Source organism: Gordonia sp. Swx-4 (assembly GCF_030316175.1).
Classification (GTDB): Bacteria; Actinomycetota; Actinomycetes; order Mycobacteriales; family Mycobacteriaceae; genus Gordonia; species Gordonia alkanivorans.
Map to the genome: position 1 here is coordinate 4,519,548 of NZ_CP128197.1, position 24,969 is coordinate 4,544,516.

The 24,969-nt window shown below is 65.9% G+C and carries 21 protein-coding genes and 4 pseudogenes; 15 read left to right on the top strand and 10 right to left on the bottom strand.

Features of this window, described 5'->3' with window-relative positions:
* Nucleotides 1–93: 93 nt before the first annotated feature.
* Nucleotides 94–1,314, bottom strand: a complete 1,221-nt coding sequence (locus PWF70_RS20435) for an alpha/beta hydrolase (protein ID WP_139319402.1) — start codon at nt 1,312–1,314, stop codon at nt 94–96.
* 203 nt (nt 1,315–1,517) lie between these two features.
* Here PWF70_RS20435 and PWF70_RS20440 point away from each other — a divergent pair, with 203 nt between their 5' ends.
* The 3 genes from PWF70_RS20440 (at nt 1,518) to PWF70_RS20450 (ending at nt 4,313) form a co-directional block, all read left to right on the top strand.
* Nucleotides 1,518–2,363, top strand: a complete 846-nt coding sequence (locus PWF70_RS20440; RefSeq protein WP_005198135.1) for a 3-hydroxybutyryl-CoA dehydrogenase — start codon at nt 1,518–1,520, stop codon at nt 2,361–2,363.
* A 259-nt stretch (nt 2,364–2,622) separates the two neighbouring features.
* Entirely contained in the window at nt 2,623–3,639 is a 1,017-nt protein-coding gene (locus PWF70_RS20445) for a hypothetical protein (RefSeq protein ID WP_035754513.1), read from the top strand.
* Nucleotides 3,640–3,848: 209 nt separating this feature from the next.
* Nucleotides 3,849–4,313 carry a cupin domain-containing protein gene (locus PWF70_RS20450; protein ID WP_006359792.1) on the top strand — a complete coding sequence of 155 codons (465 nt, stop codon included), beginning with the start codon at nt 3,849–3,851 and terminating at the stop codon, nt 4,311–4,313.
* Between the two features lie 33 nt (nt 4,314–4,346).
* On the opposite strand, the gene PWF70_RS20455 is transcribed toward PWF70_RS20450, so the two are convergent.
* Nucleotides 4,347–5,090, bottom strand: coding sequence for an alpha/beta fold hydrolase (locus tag PWF70_RS20455; RefSeq protein ID WP_035754652.1), 744 nt, complete (start codon nt 5,088–5,090; stop codon nt 4,347–4,349).
* Between the two features lie 193 nt (nt 5,091–5,283).
* On the opposite strand from PWF70_RS20455, the gene PWF70_RS20460 reads away from it, so the two are divergent.
* The 6 genes from PWF70_RS20460 (at nt 5,284) to PWF70_RS20485 (ending at nt 13,439) form a co-directional block, all read left to right on the top strand.
* The gene (locus tag PWF70_RS20460) at nt 5,284–5,715 is read left to right on the top strand and encodes a Fur family transcriptional regulator (RefSeq protein WP_006359790.1); all 432 of its coding nucleotides are present in this window, start codon (nt 5,284–5,286) and stop codon (nt 5,713–5,715) included.
* A 49-nt stretch (nt 5,716–5,764) separates the two neighbouring features.
* The gene (gene katG / locus PWF70_RS20465; RefSeq protein WP_006359789.1) at nt 5,765–7,990 is read left to right on the top strand and encodes a catalase/peroxidase HPI; all 2,226 of its coding nucleotides are present in this window, start codon (nt 5,765–5,767) and stop codon (nt 7,988–7,990) included.
* A gap of 151 nt (nt 7,991–8,141) precedes the next feature.
* Entirely contained in the window at nt 8,142–8,507 is a 366-nt protein-coding gene (locus tag PWF70_RS20470) for an ArsR/SmtB family transcription factor (RefSeq protein WP_005198129.1), read from the top strand.
* Nucleotides 8,504–10,171 carry a SulP family inorganic anion transporter gene (locus PWF70_RS20475; protein WP_006359788.1) on the top strand — a complete coding sequence of 556 codons (1,668 nt, stop codon included), beginning with the start codon at nt 8,504–8,506 and terminating at the stop codon, nt 10,169–10,171. Before PWF70_RS20470 ends, PWF70_RS20475 begins: the two co-directional genes overlap by 4 nt.
* A gap of 220 nt (nt 10,172–10,391) precedes the next feature.
* Nucleotides 10,392–12,632 carry an NADP-dependent isocitrate dehydrogenase gene (locus tag PWF70_RS20480; protein ID WP_035754511.1) on the top strand — a complete coding sequence of 747 codons (2,241 nt, stop codon included), beginning with the start codon at nt 10,392–10,394 and terminating at the stop codon, nt 12,630–12,632.
* 75 nt (nt 12,633–12,707) lie between these two features.
* Nucleotides 12,708–13,439 carry a mycothiol-dependent nitroreductase Rv2466c family protein gene (locus PWF70_RS20485; protein ID WP_035754509.1) on the top strand — a complete coding sequence of 244 codons (732 nt, stop codon included), beginning with the start codon at nt 12,708–12,710 and terminating at the stop codon, nt 13,437–13,439.
* Here PWF70_RS20485 and PWF70_RS20490 read toward each other — a convergent pair.
* Both PWF70_RS20490 and PWF70_RS20495 read right to left on the bottom strand, forming a co-directional pair.
* Complete coding sequence (locus PWF70_RS20490; protein ID WP_231380961.1) at nt 13,436–14,176, bottom strand: TspO-related membrane protein; 741 nt, start codon at nt 14,174–14,176, stop codon at nt 13,436–13,438. The genes PWF70_RS20485 and PWF70_RS20490 overlap by 4 nt on opposite strands.
* A gap of 103 nt (nt 14,177–14,279) precedes the next feature.
* Nucleotides 14,280–14,639 carry a hypothetical protein gene (locus tag PWF70_RS20495; RefSeq protein ID WP_006359785.1) on the bottom strand — a complete coding sequence of 120 codons (360 nt, stop codon included), beginning with the start codon at nt 14,637–14,639 and terminating at the stop codon, nt 14,280–14,282.
* 58 nt (nt 14,640–14,697) lie between these two features.
* On the opposite strand from PWF70_RS20495, the gene PWF70_RS20500 reads away from it, so the two are divergent.
* Nucleotides 14,698–15,405 carry a type 1 glutamine amidotransferase gene (locus PWF70_RS20500; protein WP_006359784.1) on the top strand — a complete coding sequence of 236 codons (708 nt, stop codon included), beginning with the start codon at nt 14,698–14,700 and terminating at the stop codon, nt 15,403–15,405.
* 54 nt (nt 15,406–15,459) lie between these two features.
* On the opposite strand, the gene PWF70_RS20505 is transcribed toward PWF70_RS20500, so the two are convergent.
* Entirely contained in the window at nt 15,460–16,533 is a 1,074-nt protein-coding gene (locus PWF70_RS20505) for an ADP-ribosylglycohydrolase family protein (protein ID WP_006359783.1), read from the bottom strand.
* Nucleotides 16,534–16,795: 262 nt separating this feature from the next.
* On the opposite strand from PWF70_RS20505, the pseudogene PWF70_RS20510 reads away from it, so the two are divergent.
* The 3 genes and pseudogenes from PWF70_RS20510 to PWF70_RS20520 form a co-directional block, all read left to right on the top strand.
* Nucleotides 16,796–17,248: pseudogene (locus PWF70_RS20510) on the top strand (HNH endonuclease); the annotation flags it as partial.
* 190 nt (nt 17,249–17,438) lie between these two features.
* Nucleotides 17,439–17,840 carry a hypothetical protein gene (locus tag PWF70_RS20515; protein ID WP_006359781.1) on the top strand — a complete coding sequence of 134 codons (402 nt, stop codon included), beginning with the start codon at nt 17,439–17,441 and terminating at the stop codon, nt 17,838–17,840.
* Complete coding sequence (locus tag PWF70_RS20520) at nt 17,840–18,205, top strand: helix-turn-helix domain-containing protein (protein ID WP_006359780.1); 366 nt, start codon at nt 17,840–17,842, stop codon at nt 18,203–18,205. Before PWF70_RS20515 ends, PWF70_RS20520 begins: the two co-directional genes overlap by 1 nt.
* A gap of 284 nt (nt 18,206–18,489) precedes the next feature.
* Here PWF70_RS20520 and istB read toward each other — a convergent pair whose 3' ends face one another.
* The 3 genes and pseudogenes from istB to PWF70_RS20535 form a co-directional block, all read right to left on the bottom strand.
* Nucleotides 18,490–19,275: an IS21-like element helper ATPase IstB gene (gene istB, locus PWF70_RS20525; protein WP_006361228.1), complete on the bottom strand. Its 786-nt coding sequence runs from the start codon at nt 19,273–19,275 to the stop codon at nt 18,490–18,492.
* Nucleotides 19,272–20,782: pseudogene (gene istA, locus PWF70_RS20530) on the bottom strand (IS21 family transposase). Before istA ends, istB begins: the two are co-directional and overlap by 4 nt.
* Before the next feature lie 280 nt (nt 20,783–21,062).
* Nucleotides 21,063–21,662 (bottom strand): annotated as a pseudogene (locus PWF70_RS20535) (transposase); the annotation flags it as partial.
* Between the two features lie 141 nt (nt 21,663–21,803).
* On the opposite strand from PWF70_RS20535, the gene PWF70_RS20540 reads away from it, so the two are divergent.
* Both PWF70_RS20540 and PWF70_RS20545 read left to right on the top strand, forming a co-directional pair.
* Nucleotides 21,804–22,085 carry a transposase gene (locus PWF70_RS20540; RefSeq protein ID WP_004023647.1) on the top strand — a complete coding sequence of 94 codons (282 nt, stop codon included), beginning with the start codon at nt 21,804–21,806 and terminating at the stop codon, nt 22,083–22,085.
* A gap of 29 nt (nt 22,086–22,114) precedes the next feature.
* Nucleotides 22,115–22,885: an IS3 family transposase gene (locus PWF70_RS20545; protein WP_230461841.1), complete on the top strand. Its 771-nt coding sequence runs from the start codon at nt 22,115–22,117 to the stop codon at nt 22,883–22,885.
* On the opposite strand, the pseudogene PWF70_RS20550 reads toward PWF70_RS20545, so the two are convergent.
* Both PWF70_RS20550 and PWF70_RS20555 read right to left on the bottom strand, forming a co-directional pair.
* Nucleotides 22,825–23,837, bottom strand: a pseudogene (locus PWF70_RS20550) (IS3 family transposase); the annotation flags it as partial. The gene PWF70_RS20545 and the pseudogene PWF70_RS20550 overlap by 61 nt on opposite strands.
* A 14-nt stretch (nt 23,838–23,851) precedes the next feature.
* Nucleotides 23,852–24,901 (bottom strand): IS110 family RNA-guided transposase, encoded by a 1,050-nt coding sequence (locus PWF70_RS20555; protein ID WP_286352762.1) that lies wholly within the window; start codon nt 24,899–24,901, stop codon nt 23,852–23,854.
* Nucleotides 24,902–24,969 lie beyond the last annotated feature (68 nt).

The window sequence follows — 24,969 nt, forward strand, 5'->3', positions numbered from 1 at the left end:
CCGGGTCCACATCTCGAACGTAGTCCCGGAAAGTTGAAAGGCGGCTGAAGTACGAGGTACGCGGCCTGCCCTGTCGTCGCATCTGCAGGCAGTTCACGCCCCCAGCGCCCTGGCGAACATGGGCCAGGACTGGTGCATCTGGTCCTGCCAGTAACCCCACGAGTGGGTCCCGACCGCCGGGAACCGTACGACAGCCGGGATACGAAGGGCCGCAAGCCGCTGAGCCAGGGTGACCGTGCAGCTCCGGGCGGCGGCCTCGCTGAAGCCGCCGGCCGTCACCTGCGCAGCAAGCTTTCCGACGTCCCCGCGGACCGAGCGGTCGGCCGGGTTGTCGTGCCCGCCCGGCAGGCCGGTGGCCGCAGAGATCCACAGTGCCGGCGTGCGACGAGCCAGCTTGTATGCGTTGACAACGGGGTCCTGCGCAGCCCATTCGGGGTCGCCCGGCAGCCCGTACATGTTCGTCGCGTCGGCTCCGTAAGGAACGAAAGCGACATTCCTCAGCAAGAGCTGCCCGGTGGGCGTCGCGGTCTCGGCACAGCCCGAGTAGGCACCCACCGCGCGGTACAGACCGGGATGATTCTCCGCGAGGCGGATCACCGAGTTGCCGGACATCGAGATCCCGGCGATGCCACGCGACCGCCCGAAGCTGTATCCGCCGTGCCTCCCCTCGAACGTCGCAGGCAGTTCGGAGGTCAGGAACGTCTCCCAGCGCAGCGGTCGCGACGTCTTCACCTGGTATCGGAAGTTCGCCGCCGGGTCCACGCGCCGCCAGTTGGCGTAGTAGGTCGCCGCGCCGCCGATCGGGGTCACGGTCCAGACGTTCTTGTTGGCGTAGAAGGCGTTCGCGTCGGTGGCGTGGGTCCAGTCGTCGTTCTCCTCGCCGCCCGACGACCCGTTCAGCATGTACATCACCGGTGCGGCCTGGTGGCCGTTCGCCGGGGTCTGTACCAGCAGCGGGACCTGCGTCTGCATCGACGGAGACCACACCGAGGCGACGAAATTCCGTGGCGACGTCCAGGTCTGCCGGTAGGGCGCTCCGGGACTCGCCTGTGCGTACCGGACGCCGTCGAGCGTGCGGGCCTCCGCGGTACCGGCTCCGATACCCAGCAGGCCGACGACCACGGCGAACACCGAGAAGATCGCGATGCCCACCGACGCCCTGCCGCCTGAGGTGCGAGGAGCGAAAGCGCCCGGCCCCCAGCTGCCTGAGGTGCGAGGAGCGAAAGCGCCCGGCCCCCAGCTGCCTGAGGTGCGAGGAGCGAAAGCGACGAGCCACGAAGGCCTGGTGACGTCATTCCCCGACTTGCGCTTCATACGGAACTCCCACCTCGGCGTGCACCGGGGCCGACGGCCCCGCGCTCCGTCATCGTAAACACGTGGGATTGCGCACGGGAACCGCTTGGTCGATCGTCCAGGTCCGCGGGGCGAGTCAGGCCGAGGGCGCGGGTGACCTCGACTCCGCCGGACCCAACCGACGTACTACCGTTTGTCGTGTAACTCGACTCGGAGGTTTTACTGTGCAGAACATCGGCGTCATCGGCGGCGGCACCATGGGAGCTGGCATCGCGGAGGTGTGCGCGAAGTCCGGCAGCGATGTCGTCATCATCGAGGTCAAGCAGGAGTTCGCCGACGCCGCGCGTGCGCGCGTCGAGAAGTCCCTGGCCCGCGCCGTCAGCAAGAACAAGCTCAGCCAGGAGGACGCCGACGCCGCGCTCGGCCGTCTGCGCGTCAGCCTCGACTACGCCGACCTCGCCGACCGCGACCTGGTCATCGAGGCCGCTCCCGAGAACGAGCAGCTCAAGCGCGACATCTTCGCGCGCCTCGACGAGGCCGTCGGCGAGAACACCATCTTGGCCACCAACACCTCGTCGATCCCGATCATCAAGGTCGCCACCGCGACCAAGCGTCCCGAGCGCGTCGTGGGTGTCCACTTCTTCAACCCGGTCCCGGTGATGCCGCTGGTGGAGATCATCTCGACCCTGGTCACCTCGCCGGAGACCGCCGAAGCGGTCAGCACCTATGTGAAGGACGTTCTGGGCAAGAACCCGGTCAACGCCGGCGACCGTTCGGGCTTCATCGTCAACGCTCTGCTCATCCCATACCTCTGTCAGGCCATCCGGATGTACGACTCCGGCTACGCCTCGGCCGAGGACATCGACACCGCAATGAAGGGCGGTTGCGGCTACCCGATGGGACCGCTGACCCTCGTCGACACCATCGGCCTCGACATCACCCTTGCCGCCGCCGAGTCGCTGTACGACGAGTTCGCCGAGCCGCACTTCGCGCCGCCCGCACTGCTGCGCCGCATGGTCGACGCCGGTCACCTGGGCCGCAAGTCCGGACGCGGCTTCTACTCCTACTGATCGAGCCGGGACGATCCCGGCAGAACGCCCCCGACGACGCACCATGCGTCGACCGGGGGCGTTTTGTCGTCTTCGCGCTTTTCCCCCGGTGCACGAAACCCGGCTGTGACCCACCTCACCAACCACGTAGGCGACTGTGGCATAACAGTTTTCGGATCAACACTGCGGCGGATATCGAGAGGGAGGTTACGTACCCGGTCGTCGTGGCAACACTCTGGACGTACACATCCCGTCGCGGATGAGAAGGGAGCGAGACCGAATGACTGTTTCGACCACCACCGTCCACCAGCAACTTCGTGCAATCCTCGCGATGACCCACACCGAGATCCAGATCGCCGAGACGCGTCAGGCCCAGGCCCGGACCGACGCGATCCGCAAGGAGCTCGCCGAGAACGCCGAGAACGCCCGGCTGCGCGCCGTCGCGATCGAGGAAGCCCTCCGCGAACGCGGGGGACTCGTCGACGTGATCCGTCCCGTGATCGGCCGGGTCGGCGCCCTGGCCAAGACCGTCGTCGAGCAGGCCCAGCCGCTGGACGAGGCACTCCTCGACGATCTCGCCCTCGAGCAGCGACTCCTCGCACGTTCGACGTACCTCAAGGCCCTCGCCACCGGTCAGGAGGACAAGGCACTCGTCGATCTCGCCGAGAAGCTGATCGTCGCCCACACCGCGACGGCCGACTGGCTGACCACCGTTCTCGCCGAAGAAGCATTGGGCGGGCCGACCGCACTGCGTCGTGGCCCGACCCAGTGGGTCAGCGGACTCGCCGCGCGTGCGCTCGCCGCACCGGCCAACGGCGCCTCGTGGGCCATCGACCGGACCGCCGACTTCGCCCGACAGATCCCCGATCCGGTCGCGCTGGTACGCAGCCGCTTCGCGAGCGCCGTAGACGACGCCGCGGTTGCCGCCTCACGCGCCGGTGACGCCATCGAGAACGCGGGCACCGCTGTCTCGAAGACCGTCGCCGCCGGACGCGACGCAGCCCTCGAGGCTGTCGAGGAGAGTGCCCGCGACAACGGCGCCAAGGGTGCCGCGGACGCACTCCACCAGCTCCGCGCGATCACCGGGACTGTCGAGGCCGAGGACCTGCCGATCGAGGGCTACACCGACCTCAACGTCGGCGATGCCGTGGCCGCGGTCAAGGACCTCACCACGCCGGCCGATCTGCGGGTGACCCTCGCCTACGAGGAGACCCACAAGAACCGCCAGCGGGTGGTCTCGGCCATCGAGATCCGTTTCGCCGAGCTCGCCAAGGAACTGGTCGGCATCGACAGCTGATCTGGCACAAGACAACACGACGGCCGTCATCCTTTTCGGATGGCGGCCGTCGTCGTGTGTCCGCACCGCGCGCGTCTGACGTCGCGATCACGGGATCCGTTCGCGCTCATCGATATCGCGTGAGCGCGAACGGACGAAGTGAGCGAAGAATCGCGACCGATTCGTCGAAATCGCAGCTCACGCGCCCAGTCGCGTCGTAATCTCGCGCGATGACCTTCCGCACCGCAACAATCACCGCCCTCGCCGCGGCCACGCTCCTCACGCCCGGCCTCCTCGGGCCGGCCCTCGCGAATGCGACTCCCTCGTCGGGGATCTCAGCGGTCACCCTCGCCCACACCGACATCCCTGCCGGACTGCTGCCGTTCATCCCCCAGGGCGCTCACGTCGAGGTCCGCGAGATCACCATCGCCCCCGGCGGCACCACCGGCTGGCACTACCACGACGCCCAGATCTACGGCTTCGTCCGGCAGGGCACTCTCACCCACCCGGGAGCGGACTGCAAGCCGGTCGTCTACCGGGCGGGCCAGATCATCGAAGAGCCCGGCGGGAAGGTCAACACCCACGAGGGCACCAACCTCGGCACCGTTCCGGTGATCCTCGACGTCCTCTACGTGATGCCGCCCGGCAAGCCGTTGTCGGAGGACGCCGACGCACCGGCCTGCGCGCAGCCGTAGACGTTCGCGCCGTAGCATTCCGACGCACCGAACTCAACCGACCGGGAGACCCGCCGCCTCGGTGATGATGTGCGCCAGGTCGCCGGGTCGGCTCCACATGGGCCAGTGCCCGGTCGGCAGGTCGACGAAGTCGACCTGCTCGAGCCTCGACACCTCGGCGAACATCGGGTGACCCGCGTCGGCCAGCTCCGTTATCCGCGCGCTCGGGATCGAGCAGCACACCAGAGTGGTCGGGACCGCCAGACGCGCGTCGTTGGTGAGCTCCACCCGCTGCCGGAGCACGAGCCCGGGTTCCGGAACGGCCCTGGCCCGAAATCGCTGGAGCGCTTCGGTGCTCAGCCCCTCGAAGCTCGCCTGCTCCCCGAGTACATCGAAGGGCGGCAGCGAAAGCTCGTCCAGATCCTCCGGCGCATCCGGGGCGAACACGCTCCCCGACGCGACGGGACCGCTGTCAACCCAGACCACGCGGCGTATGAGTTCCGGCCGCCGATCGAGCACCAGACTCACCGGCGCGTTTGCCCCGCTGTGCGCCACGATCACCACCGGCACGGACTCGGATGCCCCTGCTCCGAGGAGCGTCTGTCCGATCGCCTTCGCCTGGTCGTCGAGCGTCCTGGAGGCCCGTCCGCAGTCCTGCTCGTCGAGGCCGGGAAGCGTCATCGGAATGGCCCGCCGACTCGCCGCGGTCAGGTGTTCCAGTACCTCGTCCCATGCCCACGCCCCCAGCCAATGTCCGGCGATCAGGATGATGGGTGGGTTGCTCTCATTCGTCGTCACGTCACGAGGCTGCCAGGCCTCTAGGACAGCTACTGTCACCATTCCGGCAGCGGCCCTGCGTCTCCCGTGGTCGTGTACGACGACCGCGTCACGCTCCCTCTCAGCTGACCCGTCAATCCGCTGTTCCCACGGAGTTTTGATCAGATCCAGAAAAACGACGTGAACGCGTAGACGGTGTGCCTAAGGTGGTCGCGTGGCATCGACATCGGACTATGCCCAGCAACTCCGGGCCGCGGACCTTCGAGTCACCCAACCACGGGTGACGGTCATGCATGCCGTCGACGAACATCCCCACACCGACACCGAGACCATCTACGGCATCGTTCGCCAGACGCTGCCCAACGTGTCCCGCCAGGCCGTCTACGACGTCCTGCGGGCGCTGACCGAAACCGGTCTCATCCGGCGGATCCAACCGTCGGGTTCGGTGTCGCTCTACGAATTCCGCACCGGCGACAACCATCACCACGTCGTCTGTCGCTCTTGCGGAACCGTCGAGGACGTCGACTGCGCGGTCGGCGAGGCACCGTGCCTCACCGCCTCCCACGATCACGGTTTCGTCCTCGACGAAGCTGAGGTCATCTACTGGGGACTCTGCCCGGATTGCGTCAGTTCAGCCCCGATTTGATCACGCCCGTGATCGCAGCCCAATCGGTTCCACCATCGAAAGGAATGTCGTGACCTCCGACAGCCGCCCACCGAATTCCGCAGAAGACACCCGGAGCAACAGCGAGAGCGAGAACCCGGCGATCCCGTCGCCGGAGCCCAAAGCGCATGCGCCGCTGACCAACAAGGACTGGTGGCCCGAGCAGATCGATCTGTCGGTCCTGCATGCGCATTCCCCGCTGTCCAACCCGCTGGGCGAGGACTTCGACTACAAGAAGGAATTCGCGAAGCTCGACGTCGAGGCACTCAAGGCCGACCTCGTCTCGCTGATGACCCAGTCGCAGGACTGGTGGCCCGCCGACTACGGCCACTACGGCGGCCTGTTCATCCGCATGAGCTGGCACGCCGCCGGCACCTACCGCATCTTCGACGGCCGCGGTGGCGGCGGTCAGGGTGCGCAGCGCTTCGCCCCGCTCAACAGCTGGCCGGACAACGCCAACCTCGACAAGGCCCGACGCCTGCTGTGGCCGATCAAGCAGAAGTACGGCAACAAGCTCTCGTGGGCGGACCTGCTGGTCTTCGCCGGCAACGTCGCGCTGGAATCCATGGGCTTCAAGACCTTTGGCTTCGGTTTCGGTCGCGAGGACATCTGGGAGCCGGAAGAGGTCTTCTGGGGCCCCGAGGACCAGTGGCTCGGCACCGACAAGCGCTACTCCGGTGAACGCGAACTGGCAAAGCCGTTCGGCGCCACCACCATGGGCCTGATCTACGTCAATCCCGAAGGGCCCGAGGGCAAGCCGGACCCGATCGCGGCCGCCTACGACATCCAGGAGACCTTCGCCCGGATGGCGATGAACGACGAGGAGACCGCAGCCCTCATCGTCGGCGGCCACAGCTTCGGCAAGACCCACGGTGCCGGCGACGCCGATCTCGTGGGCCCCGAGCCCGAGGCCGCACCGATCGAGCAGCAGGGCCTGGGCTGGAAGTCCAGCTACGGCAGCGGCAAGGCGGAGGACACCATCACCTCGGGTCTGGAGGTCGTCTGGACCAACACGCCGACCCAGTGGGACAACAGCTTCCTCGAGATCCTCTACGGCTACGAGTGGGAGCTGCAGAAGAGTCCCGCAGGCGCATGGCAGTACGTCGCCAAGGACGGTGCGGGAGCCGGCACGATCCCCGATCCGTTCGGCGGACCGGGACGTGCACCCACGATGCTGGTCACCGACGTGGCCCTGCGCGAGTCGCCGATCTACGCCGACATCACCCGCCGCTGGCTCGACCATCCCGAGGAACTCGAGGTGGCCTTCGCCAAGGCCTGGTACAAGCTGCTCCACCGCGACCTGGGGCCGGTCACCCGCTACCTCGGACCGTGGGTTGCCGAGCCGCAGATCTGGCAGGACCCGGTGCCGGCCGTCGACCACGAGCTCGTCGACGACTCCGACATCGCGTCGCTGAAGGGCAAGCTGCTCGAGGCGCTATCGCCCTCCCAGCTGCTCAAGACCGCGTGGGCGTCGGCGGCGAGCTTCCGCAGCACCGACAAGCGCGGCGGCGCGAACGGTGCACGCATCCGTCTCGAACCGATCAAGAACTGGGAGGTCAACGAGCCGAGCGAACTCGCCAAGGCCCTGCCGGTCTACGAGCAGATCCAGAAGGACTTCAACGACTCGGCGTCCGGCGGCAAGAAGGTGTCGGTGGCCGATCTGATCATCCTCGGTGGCGCCGCCGCCGTGGAGAAGGCCGCCGAGGCCGCCGGTTTCCCGGTCACCGTACCGTTCACCCCGGGTCGCACGGACGCCTCGCAGGAGGAGACCGACGTGGACTCGTTCGAGGTGCTCGAGCCCGCGGCCGACGGCTTCCGCAACTACAGCCGTGGCGGTGAGAAGGCCCCGCTGGAGCAGCTGCTGCTCGAGCGCGCCTACATGCTCGGCCTCACCGCTCCGGAGCTCACCGTGCTGATCGGCGGACTCCGTGCCCTCGACGTGAACTACGGCGGCTCCAAGCACGGCGTGTTCACCGATCGCCCGGGCGTGCTGTCCAACGACTTCTTCCGCAACGTCGTCAGCATGGACTACGAGTGGAAGTCGGGCACCGACGAGAACGTCTACGAGGTCGTCGACCGCTCGTCGGGCGCGACCAAGTGGACGGCGACCGCCGCCGACCTGTCCTTCGGTTCGCACTCGCAACTGCGCGCGCTGTCGGAGGTCTACGCTCAGGACGACAACGCCGAGAAGTTCGTCAACGACTTCGTCAAGGCGTGGGTGAAGGTTGCCGAGAACGATCGTTTCGATCTGGGCTGATCCAGCCTGATCGATCGGGGGCACCCCGCGGACCAGGGCCGCGGGGTGCTTCCGTGTTCAGGGACGAGCTATAGTATGGATTGATGAATTTCTCAATCCGTCAAGTCATCAACTGGCACTGCCTGCCTACCGACCGCCGTTGGAGTGACCCGTGACCGATCCCGGCCCCGACAAGCCGCTGTACGAGATCAAGGCCAACTTGTTCAAGGCCCTCGCGCACCCCGCTCGCATCCGGGTCCTCGAGGTGCTCAGCGCCAACGGTGATCCGACGCCGGTCAGTGAACTCCTCGCCGCCACCGACCTCGAGCCGACGCTGCTGTCGCAGCATCTGGGCGTCCTCAAGCGGCACCGGGTGGTCACCGCCAACCGCGTCGGCAACGCCGTCTTCTACGAACTCGCCCACCCGAAGATCTCCGATCTCCTGGTCATCGCGCGCACGTTCCTGATAGACACCCTCGACGCTCAGCGTGAGCACCTCGACGCCATCTCGTCACTTCCACCGGTGACCCGCCGGTGAGTACCGACGCCGTCACCGGCACGCTCGCCCGGATCAAGGGCTTCGCCCCCCGACGCAGCGATTACGCCGACCTCCCCCGGAGCTGGAAGACCGACATCCTCGCCGGCGTGACCGTGGGCATCGTCGCCCTCCCCCTGGCGCTCGCCTTCGGCATCAGCTCCGGCGTCGGCGCCGCCGCGGGCCTGATCACCGCGGTCGTCGCCGGTCTCGTCGCCGCGGTCTTCGGCGGCTCGCACGTCCAGGTGTCCGGGCCCACCGGCGCGATGGCGGTGATCCTGGCGCCGATCGTCGCCGAACACGGCCTGAGCAGCATCGCCATGGTCACCGTCCTCGCGGGCTTGCTGGTGCTGATCGCAGGCGTACTCGGACTCGGACGCGCCGTGACATTCATCCCGTGGCCGGTCATCGAGGGCTTCACCCTCGGCATCGCGGCAATCATCTTCCTGCAACAGGTGCCGGCCGCGTTCAACACGGCAGCCCCGGCGGGCATGCGGACCCTGAACGCCGCGATCGACGTCGTCGTCCACGCCGACTGGTCGCAGGCCTGGTCCACGCTGACCGTCGTCGCGATGGTCGCGGTGATCATGGTGGTGCTGCCGCGTGTCCATGCTTCCATTCCCGAATCTCTCACCGCGGTCATCGCGGTCACCCTGATCGTCTACTTCACCGATGTCTTCGACGTGGCGACGATCGGGCAACTGCCGTCGTCGCTGCCCGCGCCCTCCATCCCGCACGTCGACTCCGAGGCACTGCGGGCGATGTTCAGCGCGGCGGTGGCGATCGCCGCGCTCGCGGCCATCGAGTCGTTGCTCTCGGCTCGGGTCGCGGCGACCATGTCGCCCACCGGCCCGTACGAACCCGACCGCGAGCTGTCCGGGCAGGGCCTGGCGTCGATCGCGTCGGGTCTCTTCGGCGGCATGCCCGCGACGGGCGCGATCGCCCGCACGGCGGTCAACGTCCGGTCCGGCGCCCGCACCCGCGTCGCCGCGATCGTGCACTCGCTGTTGCTCCTGGGCGTCGTCTACCTGGCCACCGGCCCGGTGTCGGAGATCCCGCTCGCCGCGCTCGCCGGCGTGCTCATGGTGACGTCGTTCCGCATGGTATCCGTCGGGACCGTCCGCGCGATCCTGCGGTCGACCCGCTCGGACGCCCTGATCTTCGTCGTCACCGCGATCATCACCGTGACGCTCGACCTCATCGAGGCCGTCGAGATCGGCATCGTCGTAGCGGCGTTCTTCGCGCTGCGCCAGGTCGCCCAGCGGGCGAGCGTGACCCGCGAGCCGCTGCCGGGTCCCGCGCAACCCGGCGACGAGCGCATCGCCCTGCTCCGGCTCGACGGCGCGATGTTCTTCGGCGCTGCCGAGAAGATCTCGACCACCATCTCCGCGGGCGCCGACCGCAACGAGTCGGTGTCGGTCGTCATCATCCGGATGTCGCACCTCGGCATGCTCGACGCCACCGGCGCCCGCTCGCTCGCCGAGATCGTGGCCGATCTCGAGAAGCGCGGCGTCACCGTGATCATCAAGGGGGTGCAACCCGAGCACCTCGCGCTGCTCGAAGGTGTCGGCGTCGTCGACTCCCTGCGCCACGACAACCATCTCGTCGACACCCTCGACGAGGCCATCGCCCACGCGCGAAGTCACGTCGAACGCGAGAGGATGTGAACTACCTGCATCGACGCTGGTTTCAAGAGCACCGGGACGACCCGTCTCCGGCGGCATCAAACCACAAGACCCGAGGCCCCTGAACGCGAGGCTGATCACAGGGGGCAGAATCGGGGAGTAGTTGTCACACAAGCACACCGCAAGCGTGGTATCGGTGAAGCCTGACTCACAAGGTCGCCGGCGACACCGGTTAATACAGACAGAATCGAGAACATCAGGCATGAGCACCCAGAAGCCGACCATCATCTACACGTTGACCGACGAAGCCCCCATGCTCGCCACCCACGCGTTTTTACCGGTGGTGCGCACGTTCGCCGGAGCGGCCGGCATCGAAGTCGAGACCAGCGACATCTCGGTCGCAGCGCGCATCCTCGCCGAGTTCTCCGATCTCCTCCCCGAAGATCAGAAAGTCACCGACAACCTCGGCGAACTGGGCAAGCTCACCCAGGATCCCGACACCAACATCATCAAGCTCCCCAACATCAGTGCCTCGGTGCCGCAGCTCCTCGCCGCGATCAAGGAACTCCGGGAAAAGGGCTACGACCTTCCCGAATTCCCCGGCAACCCGAAGAACGAGGAAGAGCAGGCGATCCGCGACCGGTACACCAAGTGCCTGGGCAGCGCGGTCAACCCGGTTCTGCGTGAGGGCAATTCCGATCGCCGCGCGCCGAAGGCCGTGAAGGAGTACGCGCGCAAGCACCCGCACAGCATGGGCGAGTGGTCGATGGCGTCGCGTACCCACGTCGCGCACATGCGCGAGGGCGATTTCTACCACGGCGAGAAGTCGATGACCGTCGAGGGCGACCGCAAGGTCAAGATGGAACTCATCCCGGACGACGGCAGCGAGACCCTGGTTCTCAAGCCCGAGGTCGACATCACCGACGGCGACGTCATCGACAGCATGTTCATGAGCAAGAAGGCGCTCATCAAGTTCTACGAAGAGCAGATCGAGGACGCCTACAAGACCGGCGTCATGTTCTCGCTCCACGTCAAGGCGACGATGATGCGCGTCTCGCACCCCATCGTCTTCGGCCACGCGGTGAAGGTCTTCTACCGCGACGCCTTCGAGAAGCACGGCGAACTGTTCGACGAGCTCGGCGTCAACGTCAACAACGGCCTGTCGGATCTCTACAGCAAGATCGAGTCGCTCCCGAGCGCCCAGCGCGAGGAGATCATCGACGACCTGCACAAGTGCCACGAGCACCGTCCCGAGCTGGCGATGGTCGACTCGGCCCGCGGCATCTCGAACTTCCACTCCCCCAGCGACGTCATCGTCGACGCGTCGATGCCCGCGATGATCCGCGCCGGCGGCAAGATGTACGGCGCCGACGGCCGCCTCAAGGACACCAAGGCGGTCAACCCGGAGTCGACCTTCTCCCGCATCTACCAGGAGATGATCAACTTCTGTAAGACCAACGGGCAGTTCGATCCCACGACGATGGGCACCGTTCCCAACGTCGGCCTGATGGCGCAGAAGGCCGAGGAGTACGGCTCGCACGACAAGACCTTCGAGGTCCCGGTCGGCGGCACCGCCAACATCACCGACATCGAGACCGGTGAGGTCCTGCTGACCCAGACCGTCGAAGAGGGTGACATCTGGCGTCTCTGCATCGTGAAGGACGCCCCGATCCAGGACTGGATCAAGTTGGCCGTCAACCGCTGCCGCGACTCGGGCATGCCGGTCCTGTTCTGGCTCGACCCGTACCGCCCGCACGAGAACGAGCTGATCAAGAAGGTGCACAAGTACCTTCCCGAGCACGACACCGAGGGCCTGGACATCCAGATCATGTCGCAGGTCCGCGCCATGCGGTACACCCTCGAGCGCGTCGTCCGCGGCCTGGACACCATCTCGGCCACCGGCAACATCCTCCGCGATTACCTCACCGACCTCTTCCCGATCCTGGAGCTCGGCACCAGCGCGAAGATGCTGTCGATCGTGCCGCTGATGGCCGGCGGCGGTCTCTACGAGACCGGTGCGGGCGGTTCGGCACCGAAGCACGTCAAGCAGCTCATCGAGGAGAACCACCTGCGCTGGGACTCGCTGGGTGAGTTCCTCGCCCTCGCGGTGAGCCTCGAGGACGTGGGCAAGAAGTTCGACGACCAGCGTGCGGTGATCCTGGCCAAGGCGCTCGACGCCGCGACCGGCAAGCTGCTCGAGAACGACAAGGGCCCGTCGCGCAAGACCGGTGAGCTCGACAATCGCGGCAGCCAGTTCTACCTCGCCCTGTACTGGGCCCAGGAGCTGGCCGGCCAGACCGAGGACACCGAGCTGGCCAAGCAGTTCGCGCCGCTGGCCGAGACCCTCGCCGCGAACGAGGAGAAGATCGTCGAGGAGCTGAACTCCGTCCAGGGCCAGCAGGTCGACATCGGCGGTTACTACTACCCGGACTGGGACAAGACCGCGTCGGTCATGCGTCCGAGCAAGACCTTCAACGAGGCGCTCGCTTCGCTCGACATCTAGTCCTCACCGTACGAATCGAGAACGCCCCGGGTGATCCGTTCACCCGGGGCGTTTTTCGTGACTACCGTCGGCACCATGGCCGACGCCGACATCAACTTTTATTTCGATCCCGTGTGCCCATTCGCGTGGATGACGAGCAAATGGGTTCGCAAGGTCCAGGCGCAGCGCGACTACAGCGTCGACTGGCGGTTCATCTCGCTTCGGCTGCTGAACTCACACATCGACTACGCCGCGCATTTCCCGCCCGAGTACGAGGCCGGGCACACCGCCGGTCTCCGGCTGCTCCGCGTCGCCGCCAGCATCCGACGTGAACACGGCCGCGCCGCCATCGACCCGTTCTACACGGCCCTCGGGACGCAGTTCTTCGAGCAACACACCGGCACGTACACGGTCGACAACACCGACCACCGCGGCACGGTCGGCTTTCTCACCCCGGTACTGGAAGAGCTCGGGTTACCCACCCATCACGTCGACGCGTTGGAGGACACCGGCTTCGACGCGGAGATCCAGGCCGAGACCGACGAGGCACTCGCCCTGACCGGACGCGACGTCGGAACGCCGATCATCCACTTCCAGCCGCCGAGCGGTGTGGCGTTCTTCGGCCCGGTCATCAGCCGCCTGCCGAGCGACGAGGACGCGGTCACCCTGTGGGACCACGTGATCGGCCTGGCGAGCTTCCCGGGCTTCGCCGAACTCAAGCGAAGCCTGCGGGAGAAGCCGCAACTCCGCGCCTTCGGCGTGACCGACGACGAGACGCCCGAGCAGGAGGACTGGCACGCCGGCAGCCGCCGGACCCGCGAAGACTAGTGCCGGACCGGCTTTGGAGTCGAGACGGCACCAGCACCTCGACGCCGCGACACGAACACGACACCCGTGGTGACCACCAGCGCGACGATCGTTGCGATGGCAACGCCCACGATGCCGGTCGTCTCGCCCTGCGCCGTGGCCAGGATGCCGAGGAACGCCCAGATCAGCGTGAGCGGGTAGGCGACGAGCACGGAACCGACCACGGCGGTGACCGCGAGACCGAAGAGAGCACACACGATGAGAATCGTGAGCTGCCAGCCGAGGGACTGCGGATCGGCGAGGTCGGCGCCGATCGCAGCCGCCCAGTTCTGGAACACCGCTGCGGTGGCCCACGCGGCGTAGATTCCGACCAGGATGCGGGCGAGCACGCGCAACCAGCCGGGCGCCGCGTCGTCGGCGGGACGCGCCGCGATGCGCGCGGCGTCGAGCAGCACCACCGTCATGACGGTCAACACGATCGGGGTGACCCACGTCCACTCCGCCGCGGACACCAGAATCCAGATGGCCGCGCCCGCGAAGGCGATCTCGAGATCGATGAGGAGACGCCGCGGATCTGCGGTCCCCGTCGCACCTTTCCACACCACTGCGAGCGCGAAGACGACGGACACCGAGCGCCCCCACGAGGTACGCACCGGGGTCGCGGGATCGGGACTCCTCGACCACCACGTCGAGATCACCGGTGCGTGCCGACGGTACGTCCGCGAACCCTGGCTCGACGATAGCTGGAACCGGGTCATGGTCCGGCGCAAGGAGGTCCGGTGCCGCCCGCAATCCGGCGAACAGGAACTCGGGACAGATCGTCATCGCGACCGCGTGGATGGCGTAGACCGTCACCAACTGTCAGGGCAGATACACGGCGATGAGGATCCCCGCGATGAGACCGGTACCGGCACCGATGAGCGAGCCGGTCGCCATGAACGCACGGCCCTTCTCACCTCGGTCGGCGACCATCATCGCCGCCGCCGCACCGGTGCTCAGCGCCACCGACGCGCCCGTCATCAACCGGCCGGGGAACAGCACCAGCGGGTACCAGGCGCCGACGACCTCCACGAGGTCGCCGACGATCGCCGTGATGAACGCGATGGGCAGGACCTTGCGCGTGTGCCGGATCAGCGGACCGCGAGCCGAGATCAGCAGGATCACGATGAGTGCAAAGAAGTAGGTGGCGAACAGGACCGCTGCGGCGGCCGCCCCGAGCATCTTCTCGGCCGCGCGAACGACTAACCTGACCGGACACAGATGTTCGGAAGGAGTTCAAGTGGGCGGCAGGGTTCTCGCACTGGTTCACGGTGTGCGGCCGGAGTGGCGCGAAACGGTGCTCGGTTCGTTGCTGCCCGCCTTCGTCGACCGCGGATTCGACGTCGTCATCCACGACGTCGAGGACGGGCCCCCGCCCCCGTCAACCGGATTCGACCTGGTATGCGTGACCGGCTCCCCGGATTCGGCCTTCGACGCCGCACTGCCGTGGGTCGAACCCGAACTGCGGTACCTCTCCCACACGGTCGGCCGACAGATCCCGATCTTCGGTATCTGCTTCGGCGCCCAGATCCTCGCGCGAACTCTCGGCGGTTCGGTGGCGCCGAGCACGCGTCCCGAGCACGGATTCGTCACCGTCAGCACCACCCGTCCCGATCTGGTCGAAGCGGGCCCGTGGATGGAATTCCACCACGACACCATCACCGTGTCCGATGTCGCCGAGGTGATCGCGGTCAACGACGCGGGGGTGCAGGCCTACGTCTCCGGCCCACATCTGGGCGTGCAGTTCCACCCGGAGATCACACCGGACTGCTTCTCCGGGTGGCGCAAGGGATTCACAAGCGCCCGGTCGGGCAGCGACGATGGGAAGATCGACACCCGGGCCCTCGCCGTTGAGATCGATTCTGCCGCACCCGAGACCGCAGCCCGCTGCGACCGACTCGTCGAACGATTCCTCGAGCACGCCGGGATCAGCATCACTGCTGCCTGAGGTGCGAGGAGCGTTAGCGACGAGCCACGAAGGCGGCGGCCTCAGACTCTCGAATCAGCCCGTCGGCTGAAGTCCCACGTACTTGTCGGCGACGCCCGGGGCGTCGAGCTCCCAGTCGGTGAACTCGTACAGGTCGGTCGCCACCTCGGTGATGACGTCGCGTAGTTCAAGCTGCTCGAGCCAGCGTTCCGGGATGACGCCGGCCCCTTCGCGCGCGCCGAGCAGGTTGCCGGTGATCGCCCCGGTCGAGTCCGAATCACCGTCGTGGTTCACCGCGAGCACGATGGCCTGCTCGAAATCGCCTGCGACGAGCGCGCAATAGATCGAGATCGCGAGCGCTTCCTCGGCCACCCAACCCTCGCCGAGTCGGGAGATCGCTTCCTCCGGCGCGACGTCTTCACCGGCGAGCCGCTCGGCGAGTTCGACGGCGGCCAGGGTCTCCTCGTGCTCGGGTTTGGTCCGGAGGATGTTCTTTGCCGCGGCGAGCGCGTCCTCGAGAGGGGCACCTTCGGCGAGCTCACGGACCATCAGGGCGAGGACACCGCCGGTCAGCGAGCCCGACGGGTGCCCGTGGGTCAGCGCGGCGATCGCGGTTCCGAGATCGAAGGTTCCCATCGCTGACCACTCCGCGCGAGCGGCGAACAACCCGACCGGCGCGGCACGCATGACCCCGCCGCAGCCCTTGCTGTCATTGTCTGCCGGAGTGCCCGGCCGCGTCGTGGAACGCAGCGTACTCAGGCAGGTCGTGCCGGGGGCGCGCTGGCTGTGGAGCTCCCGGTGCTCGGTCAGCCAGCTGGCGCGCTCGCCCATCGGCAGCACGCCGTGCCGGGGGTGCTCCCCCTGTGTCATGAACCAGCGCAGGTAGGCGCGGGCCGTCGACGCCGCAAAGCACGAGATCCCGCCGTCGCAATCCCGTAGCCACGCGCGCAGCAGTCCCTCGGCCGTGAAAAGGGTCATCTGGGTGTCGTCGGTGATGGTTCCGGTTCCGCCGTATGCCGGCGCGTAGGAAGTGATGCCCGTCTGGCCGAACCGCTCCATGATCGCCGAGCGCGACATGAATTCGACCGATCCCCCGAGTGCGTCGCCGACCGCACCCCCCACGATGCAACCGACAAACCGTTCTTTCATCGGCGTCACCTGCGCTTTCCCGAGTAATTCCAACCATGTTCACACGGGTCGACGATGTTCGCAGGCCGGTGGTTCGATTGAGGCCTACGTCTCGTTTCCCGTAGTGGGATCCCTTTGCCGATCAGATCGGTTGGCGGAGCCGGTCCGCAGGTTTGTCAGACCCCCGGGGTACAACTGAAGACACAGGAATTCGATGACACAGCAGTAGTCGACGACGGTCCCAACCAACCGCATTACCTCCATGAGAGGGACGGCTGCCGTCATGATCGACACCGACACCACGTCACTCGACGCACACTTCGACCAACTCGTCGAGATCACCGCGCCCTCCGACGACCCCACCGGCCGCACGACGTACGCACAGTTGGAGTTCTGGCGACTGATCCGCAACGTCGCCGGCCACCAGATCGCCACCCACGCAGCGACTCTCGACTCGCTGGGCGTTGCGGAAAAGCCGGGTCGACCACCAAGAAACTGTTGATCGAGATGGGATTCCCGCCCGCAGTCGCCACCCGCGCCGCCCGCATCGCCGACCGCCTCGGCACGCTGGGCAAGGTCGAGGCGTGAAATACAGAAACATGCGCAGACGATCGGAAACACCATCGCCGACGATCAGGATGGCCTCCCCGCCTGCGACGACCGATCCCTCGACACCCTGTCCCACCACCTGACTGATGACAGTCGCGTCGACATCCACGCCAACGTCACTCAGTCCACGGTGTGTAAGCGATTCCCCGCGCACCAGTTCCGTTCCCGCTCACCTTTGCACGCTGGCTGCCAGCCTTGTCGTGAGACAGGTTGGTAGCCAGGGTGGGGAATGGAGCCGGGGGCATCGTGACTTGTGTAGGCCAGAGGCCTGGCCGTATCGCTTGTGAGCGATATTGCTTTGGAGTAATATCTAGCGTGTGTTGATCGACTGGTCGAGCGAGTTCGACGACTTCCTGACCCGGCTGGAGGAGTCGGCTGCGGCGGGCAATGCCGTGGATCGGCTGCGGCTGGATCTGCTGCTGGCGGAGTTGCAGGTGCTCGCTGACCTCGAGGAGCCGCCGGTGGTGGAATCGGCGACGCTCAAGCGGGTGCGGCAGTCGAAGCGGTATGTGGTGTGGCGGGTGTCGCACCCGTATCGCGAGGGTGTGGCGGTGCGGCTGATCGTGTGGTTTCCCGACGACGCGCATGTGGTGGTGGCCCTGTTTTCCGGGGACAAGGCGCGCATGGGTGATGTGTTCTACGACAGCGTCGGACCGCGCGCGGATGTCGCGATCGAGGCGTGGAAACGGCAAACCGAGACTGAGAGAGGTGAGGGCTGATGAGTGAGGAGAAGCGGGCCACGTTCCGGCGCGGCAATGAGCGGATCGCGGAGCTGTTGGCCGATCCCGATACCGCGGCGCGGGTCGAGACGATCCGCGCGGAGATGGCCCAGGCCGACCGGGCGCATGCGATGGGGTTGGCGGCGATCAGGCAGGCTGCGCAGCTGACCCAGACCGAGCTGGCCCAGCGGATGGGTATCAAGCAGGCTGCGGTGTCGGGGTTGGAGGCACGTGAGGACCTGTTGCTGTCGACGCTGGCCAACTACCTGGCCGCCGCCGGCGCCACCGACGTCACCATCACCGCCCGTCTCGGTGACCGCACCGTCGAGGTCGCGCTGCCTGCACAGCTGGTCGACGGGGCATGAGGGCCGTGAACAGGCCGGGATCGGCGGCCGGTAGCTGATGAGGTCGGTCGATTTCTGGACCGACCGCACGGTGCCCGGCCGTGACCCGTGGAAAGGCACCGTCCGCCAGAAGCGGGTGATGGACCACCTGCTTGTACGGAGAATCGCGAGTGGCACGCTCCCGGACCGCTCGGACATTGAGGTGGCTGTTGCTCTGGCGAGGTTTGCTCACGAGGAGTTGTCAACGGCCAGTTTGATGTCCCCGCTGGTGGCCAGGTAAAAGTCCCCACCCTGTGCGGGATGTTCTAGGTGGGTGGTACCTCCGTTCGGTGTGTCATGCGGTAGGAGTCGCCGTCGGTGATGACGATGGTGGCGTGGTGTAGGAGCCGGTCGAGGATGCTGGCGGCGGTGGTGTGTTCGGGCAGGAATCGTCCCCATTGTTCGAAGGGCCAGTGGCTGGCGATCGCGAGAGAGCGGCGTTCGTAGGCGCCGGCGACGAGCCGGAACAGTAGTTGGGTGCCGGTGTCGTCGAGTGGTGCGAATCCGATCTCGTCGAGGATGAGCAGATCTTGGCGTAGCAGGGTGTCGATGGTTTTGCCGACGGTGTTGTCGGCCAGTCCGCGATACAGGGTCTCCACGAGGTCGGCGGCGGTGAAGTACCGCACTTTGTGTCCGGCGTGTACTGCGGCGATCCCCAGCCCGATCAGGGTGTGACTCTTGCCAGTCCCGGCTGGGCCGATCAAGGCCAGATTGTGTTGGGCTCGAACCCATTCCAGTGAGGATAGGTATTCGAAGGTGTTGGCCGGGATGGAGGATGCGGCCACGTCGAACGATTCCAGGGTTTTGGTGACCGGGAACCCGGCAGCTTTGAGTCGGTTGCGGATGTTGGAGGCATCACGAGCGGCGATCTCGGCTTCGACCAGGGTCCGCAGCACTTCTTCGGGTGTCCATCGCTGGGTTTTCGCGGTGAGCAGTACCTCGGGTGCGGTGCGGCGGATCGAGGCGAGCTTCAATCGGCGTAGCGCTTGGTCGAGGTCGGCCGGTAGTGGCGGCACTGTTGGTGCAACTGATGTCGATGTTGTGGTGGTCATGACACCTCCTTGTCGCCGGCGCCGAGCTTGTAGGCATCCAGCGAGCGGGTGGGCGCGGTAGGCAGGTGCCCGAGCAGTGCTGTGCCGGCCGGTCGCGGGTTGGGGTGCCGGCTCCGGCATCGAGGATCGAACGCACATCGGCGGCCTTGAACCGTCGGAATGCCACCGCCCTGGTCAGGGCGGTGAGCACCTGTTCGTGGCCGTGGGAGGTGACGAGCCCGAGGATGTCGTCGAGTTCACCGCTTAGGCGGGTGTTACCGATCGCGGCGGCACCGACCAGGAACTGCTCAGCAACCTCACCGAGAGCGCAGAACTGCTTCTCTGCTGCGGTTTTGGGTCGTGGTGCACGACTGGGCGGTGTGCGTGGCCCGCCGTAGTGGTCATCGTTGAGGACGACCTCTCCGGGTGCGGCCAGCAGATGTTCGGCGATCACCTCGCCTGAGGCGGGTTCGGCGATCAGGAGCCGTTCACCGTCCTGGATGAGGGTCACGGTGGTGCCGATGAGCCGGTTGGGTACCGAGTAGCGGGCCGAGGCGTACCGGATACATGAGAGGCGATCGACCTTTCGGGTGACCGGCGGTGGGCCGACTTGGGCCCGCAGAGATGGCAACGTCGACAGCACTTCTCGTTCCACATCGAGTTGCTCAGCAGGCACGCACAGTGTGTCGCTGTGGCGGCGGGTGTTGACCTCGACACACCAGTCCCGCGCGGCCCGGTTCGCTGCGTGCACATCCAGCTGCACGTCGTCACGACCAGCGGCGATCTTGGCTTCGGTCCACAACGGTTGCGCCAGATCTGACTGCGCGTACCCGCAGAGGTTCTCCACGATCCCTTTCGATTCCGGATCGGCGCCGTGACAGAAATCCGGGGCGAACCCGTAGTGGGTGGCAAACCGCACATACGAGGGGGTGGGTACGACGACGTTGGCGACGACTCCACCTTTGAGGCAGCCCATCCGATCAGCGAGTACCTTGTTGGGTACTCCACCGATCTCCTCAAAGGCTTCAGCGATGAATCCGAGTGTGGTGGTGGATGTTTCATTGGTGGCGAACCGAACGAACCGCCAGCGTGAGAACGCCAACACCGCGCAGAACATGTGCAGGCCGCCGATCACGGCCCAATCGATGACCAGGTAGTCACCCGGAGCCCACACTGCCGGGCGACGCCCACGATGGTGATCACGGCGCCACTGTGTTTTCTCCTGGGCGACGAGACGACGGAAGTTGCGGGCCGAGCCTGCATAGCCCGCCGCTCGCGCTACTGGTAGCAGACGTTTGGCGGTGATCCGGCCGTGTGACCGCTCGACTCTCTCGGCGACCAGCTCGGCGACGGTGTCGTAGTTGCGGGCCCGTTCCTTGCGATCGGGTGGTTGATCGTCGGCCTCGAACCGGTCGACCACACGTTTGACGGTCTTGTGGGTGGTGCCGCACACCTCGGCTGCGGCGCGATAGCTTCCGAGTTCTCGGTAAGCAGAAATGATGTCCATACGGTCCTTCGCAGACTTCAATGGAACTCCCAGGCGGTGATGGTGATCGGTTGGCACCTTCACCGTCATCGCCTGGGCCCTCAGTTCCGGGTCGACACGACGAACACAGGGTGGGGACTTTTATCTGGCCACCAGCGGGGACCTCGACCTGGCCACCAGTGGGGACTTTCTCATGGCCATGGACACGAGGTGGATGCCGAAAGCGTGACGGGTTGGCCTGGTACCTGCGGTCGAGGATTGCTTGACGGTGTTGCTGTTGTCGGGCAGCGGTGCCGTCGAACACCGAGGCCGGGGTGTGCCAGGCCAACCCGCTGTGGCGGTGCTCAGTGGCGTAACGGTGCATGAACTCCGCGGTCCACTGTCGGGCGTCGTCGATGCTGTCGAACCGGTCGGGGCAGAACAGGTCATATTTGATCGTCTTGAACAGGGATTCGGAGAACGGGTTGTCATCGCTGACCCGGGGCCGCGAGAACGAGGCCTGGGTGTGGACCGCCTCCAACACATCAAGCAGATCTCGTGAGCGCATGATCGCACCGTTGTCGGCATGCAACACCTGCGGCGGTCCATAGGTGGTGAACGCGGCGGCGAACATGTCCACCGCTGACGCTATGGTCTCGACGTACTCGATGCGCCAGGCGACGGGAGATCGCGAAAACACATCGATCGCCAGATACAGCTTGAATCGTTGCCGTTGCGGGCCTTTGAGTTCGGTGACGTCCCACGACCACAGCTGTCCTGGCCGGGTTGCCGCGACCCGCGGTGTTCGACGCGACGGGCTGCCACTGTGCCGGCCACGACGCCGATCTCCCACCATCCGTTCGGCCTTGGCAATCCGGTAGAACGTGCTCTGCGAGCACGGGATCATATCGGAATCAAAAGCACGCCAATATGTTTGGCACATCGACAAATCGGTGAACTGCTCGTCGCTAAGAACGTCACACACTTGCGCACGTTCGTCAGTGGCGTGTCCCCCGTGAACCGGTCCGGGTGGTTCTAGAGTCCTGATTGCCCCGTTGAGGGCGGAGAAGGGACGATGAGGATCATGGCGGGACGGAAGCGTCACTCGGCCGAGGACATCGTGCGCAAGTTGCGCCGAGCCGATGAACTGGCGGCGGAGGGCAAGAACGGCGAGGAGATCGCCGCCGACCTCGAGGTATCGGCGGCCACCTTGTACAACTGGCGCCGCCAGTACGGCGGCATGGACGCTGATGCTGCCAAAGAGCTCAAGGAGCTGCGCGAGCAGAACGGCCGGCTCAAGCGGCTGCTCGCCGACGCCGAGTTGGAGAAAGACGCGCTGCGGGAGATCGCCAAGGGAAAATTCTGAGCCCAACCGCCAAACGCGCCGCGATCGACATGCTCAAAGACGTGAAGAGCGTGTCAGAACGTATGGCGTGCAGGGTTGTTGGGCTCTCTCGGTCTGCCTACCGCCGTGTGCCGTTGGCGCAAACTCCGGCCGACCCGGACGCTGGCCTGCGTGCACAGCTACGCACCTACGCCCGCAAGCACCCTAGGCACGGGTTCCGGCGGGCGTGGGCACACCTGCGGTTCGACGACGGCATCGAGGTGAACAAGAAGAAGGTGCACCGGCTGTGGAAGGAGGAGGGCCTGCAAGTCCGGCGGGCGCCGCGGCGTAAACGGGCCGGGCAATCCTCGGTGCCGATCGTGGCAGCGGATGCACCGAAAGTGGTGTGGGCATTGGACTTTCAATTCGACTCGACCGTGGATGGCAAGAAGGTCAAGATCGCATCAATGGTCGATGAACACACCCGGATGTCGTTGCTCAACATCGTGGATCGCTCGATCACCGCCGACCGGTTGATCGAGGAACTGGAGAAGACATTCGCGATCTGGGGTGGCCCACCCATGGGGCTACGCATGGACAATGGCCCTGAGTTCATCTCAGAAGCCCTCCAGACGTTCTGTGCAGGGTCGGTAGGCATCTCCTACATTCCGCCCGGCACGCCGTGGAACAACGGGTTCATCGAGTCGTTCAACAACCGGTTGCGCGACGAGTGCCTGAACCGCAACTGCTGGCCCACCCTGCTCGAAGCCCGGGTGGTGAATCACCCTAGGTTCTGTGCCGCCTCCAATTTGGGCTGGTCCTCGGGGCCGAGGCCAGAGTAGTGGAGCGTTTCGAACTCGGTCGGGGGAATCTGGCCGATGCTCGAGTGCAACCTGCTGTTGTTGTACCAGTCGACCCAACCGGCGGTCGCGAACTCGACGTCGGAGACGGTCTTGTACGGACCGGAGTGGAAGATCGTGGTCCGGATGCACTCTGTCTTGTACAAGCCGTTCACCGACTCGGCCAGCGCGTTATCGTAGGCGTCCCCGACCGTTCCGATCGACGCGGCGATGTCTTCCAGGCGCAGACGCTCAGTCAGTGTAACCGATGTGTACTGACTACCGGCATCCGAATGATGAATCAGCTCAGCAGCTTTCACGGATGCCCTTCCCGATTCCGCTGCCACAGTGCCATCCGAAGCGGGACCGTCACCAGCTCCACTGTCTTCGATGTCGATGCGTGCCACGCCACGATTCGGCGCGAGAACACGTCGATGATGAACACCACGTACACCCACCCAGCCCATGTCCGGCAGTAGGTGAAATCGGTCACCCAGACCCGGTTGGGTTCGGCGGCACTGAACTGTCGGTTCAGCAGGTCCTCCGCGCGTACACCATCAGCGGATCTGACGGTCGTGCGGACTCCCTTGGACCTTCGAATCCCGTTGTGGCCTAACACTTTCATCGCTCGATCAACGGCGCCATAGGACACCCCAGGCAGGGTTGTCCGGTGCAGATGGGCGCGCATCTTCACCCGCCCGTAGAGGCCCTCCGGAGTCATCTTCCGCCGGCCGTCGTCATCGGTGCGCCAGACGACATTGCGCACCGCATCGACGACGTGGGCATCAGAGACGGTCCGTGCGGCAGGTGCCCGGGTTCGCCATGCCCGGTAGGTTCGTGCGGCAATCGTGCAGCCCTGCTCCCGCAAGACCCGGCAGATCGACTCGACCGCAAAACCGTTGGCGCGCATCTGGTCTATGAACGCCACGATCATCGGTTGCGGGGGTCGAGTTCCCCGATGCTTCTATGTCAAGCCGCCACCGCGAACGGTCCTTTTGCGGTATTCCCGAGTTCGGATTCATCGGCACGCAGGACCTGGAACACGCGATCGGAGATACGGCGACGAAGCAGTCGTAGCGCCTCGCGTCGGGTCTTGCCCGCAGCCTGCAGTTTGGCCACATAGGCTTTGCCGAGGCCGCCGCGTGCGACCTGTGTGATGGCGATGGCGTGCAAGGCGGCGTTGACTGTACGGTTGCCACCGCGATTGAGACGCACCCGCTCCTGCGCCGACCACACCGGGATCGGGGCCGTACCGTTGAACTTTGCGTAGGCGTCTTTGGAGTGGAAGCGGTGCGCTCCGGCAGTCTCACCGATGATGACCGCCGCGGAAAGAACCCCACAGCCTGGAATTGCGAGCAACGACGGAGCCAGAACCCGGACGCGGTCGCGGATCTGGCGTTCGAGGTCGTTGATCTGGCGGGTCATCTGCCGGCATCGGCTGAGGAGTTCTCCAGCGATCTGGGCAACCACGCCGGTGAAATGCGTAAGCCGGTCGGCGAGCTCGTCCATCACACGGTAATGCCGGATCCCTCGGAGAGGGACGTGAAGTTCGGGGTCGAGCTCGTGCAGGTGCCAGCGTAGCCTGCTGATGAGTTTTGTTCTCTCGCAGACCAAATCGTGCCGGTGATCGCTGAGCAGTTTGACTTCCCGGGCGGGGCCGTCCAAACGTGCGATCGGCAGGTTCGGCTCGCGCAGTGCAGCCATCGCGACGGCGTGTGCGTCGATCGGATCGGACTTGCCCGGCTCGCGGGCGCTGCGTCGGTGTAAAGCCATTAGTTGGGTCTTGACCCGGACCACAGCATGCCCGCGATTGAGCAGATCGGCCTCCAATCGGCGGGTGACGTGGCGGCAGTCTTCGAGCGCGAACTGGAGCTGAGGCCATTGTGTGGCCCACTCGATGGCGGACAAGTGCCCGTCGGTAGTGGCCTTTGCGGTCAGCTCTGCGAGCTTGCGTCCGACCTCGTCGACTGCGACAAAGGTATGAGTGGACTTGTGGGCGTCGACTCCGATAACGATCAACTGAGGACTCCGATCGATGGGGTGAACGAGGTACCGGCAGTCGTCGTTGGGCACGCCTCAATCGGGCA

Bases quoted from the DNA above. Each gene is read 5' to 3' on its own strand.
- PWF70_RS20435 (WP_139319402.1), bottom strand. From the start codon at position 1,314: ATGAAGCGCAAGTCGGGGAATGACGTCACCAGGCCTTCGTGGCTCGTC.
- PWF70_RS20445 (WP_035754513.1), top strand. From the start codon at position 2,623: ATGACTGTTTCGACCACCACCGTCCACCAGCAACTTCGTGCAATCCTC.
- PWF70_RS20450 (WP_006359792.1), top strand. From the start codon at position 3,849: ATGACCTTCCGCACCGCAACAATCACCGCCCTCGCCGCGGCCACGCTC.
- PWF70_RS20480 (WP_035754511.1), top strand. From the start codon at position 10,392: ATGAGCACCCAGAAGCCGACCATCATCTACACGTTGACCGACGAAGCC.
- PWF70_RS20485 (WP_035754509.1), top strand. From the start codon at position 12,708: ATGGCCGACGCCGACATCAACTTTTATTTCGATCCCGTGTGCCCATTC.
- PWF70_RS20490 (WP_231380961.1), bottom strand. From the start codon at position 14,176: ATGACCCGGTTCCAGCTATCGTCGAGCCAGGGTTCGCGGACGTACCGT.
- PWF70_RS20495 (WP_006359785.1), bottom strand. From the start codon at position 14,639: ATGCTCGGGGCGGCCGCCGCAGCGGTCCTGTTCGCCACCTACTTCTTT.
- PWF70_RS20505 (WP_006359783.1), bottom strand. From the start codon at position 16,533: ATGAAAGAACGGTTTGTCGGTTGCATCGTGGGGGGTGCGGTCGGCGAC.
- PWF70_RS20520 (WP_006359780.1), top strand. From the start codon at position 17,840: ATGAGTGAGGAGAAGCGGGCCACGTTCCGGCGCGGCAATGAGCGGATC.
- istB (WP_006361228.1), bottom strand. From the start codon at position 19,275: ATGACCACCACAACATCGACATCAGTTGCACCAACAGTGCCGCCACTA.
- PWF70_RS20540 (WP_004023647.1), top strand. From the start codon at position 21,804: ATGGCGGGACGGAAGCGTCACTCGGCCGAGGACATCGTGCGCAAGTTG.
- PWF70_RS20545 (WP_230461841.1), top strand. From the start codon at position 22,115: ATGCTCAAAGACGTGAAGAGCGTGTCAGAACGTATGGCGTGCAGGGTT.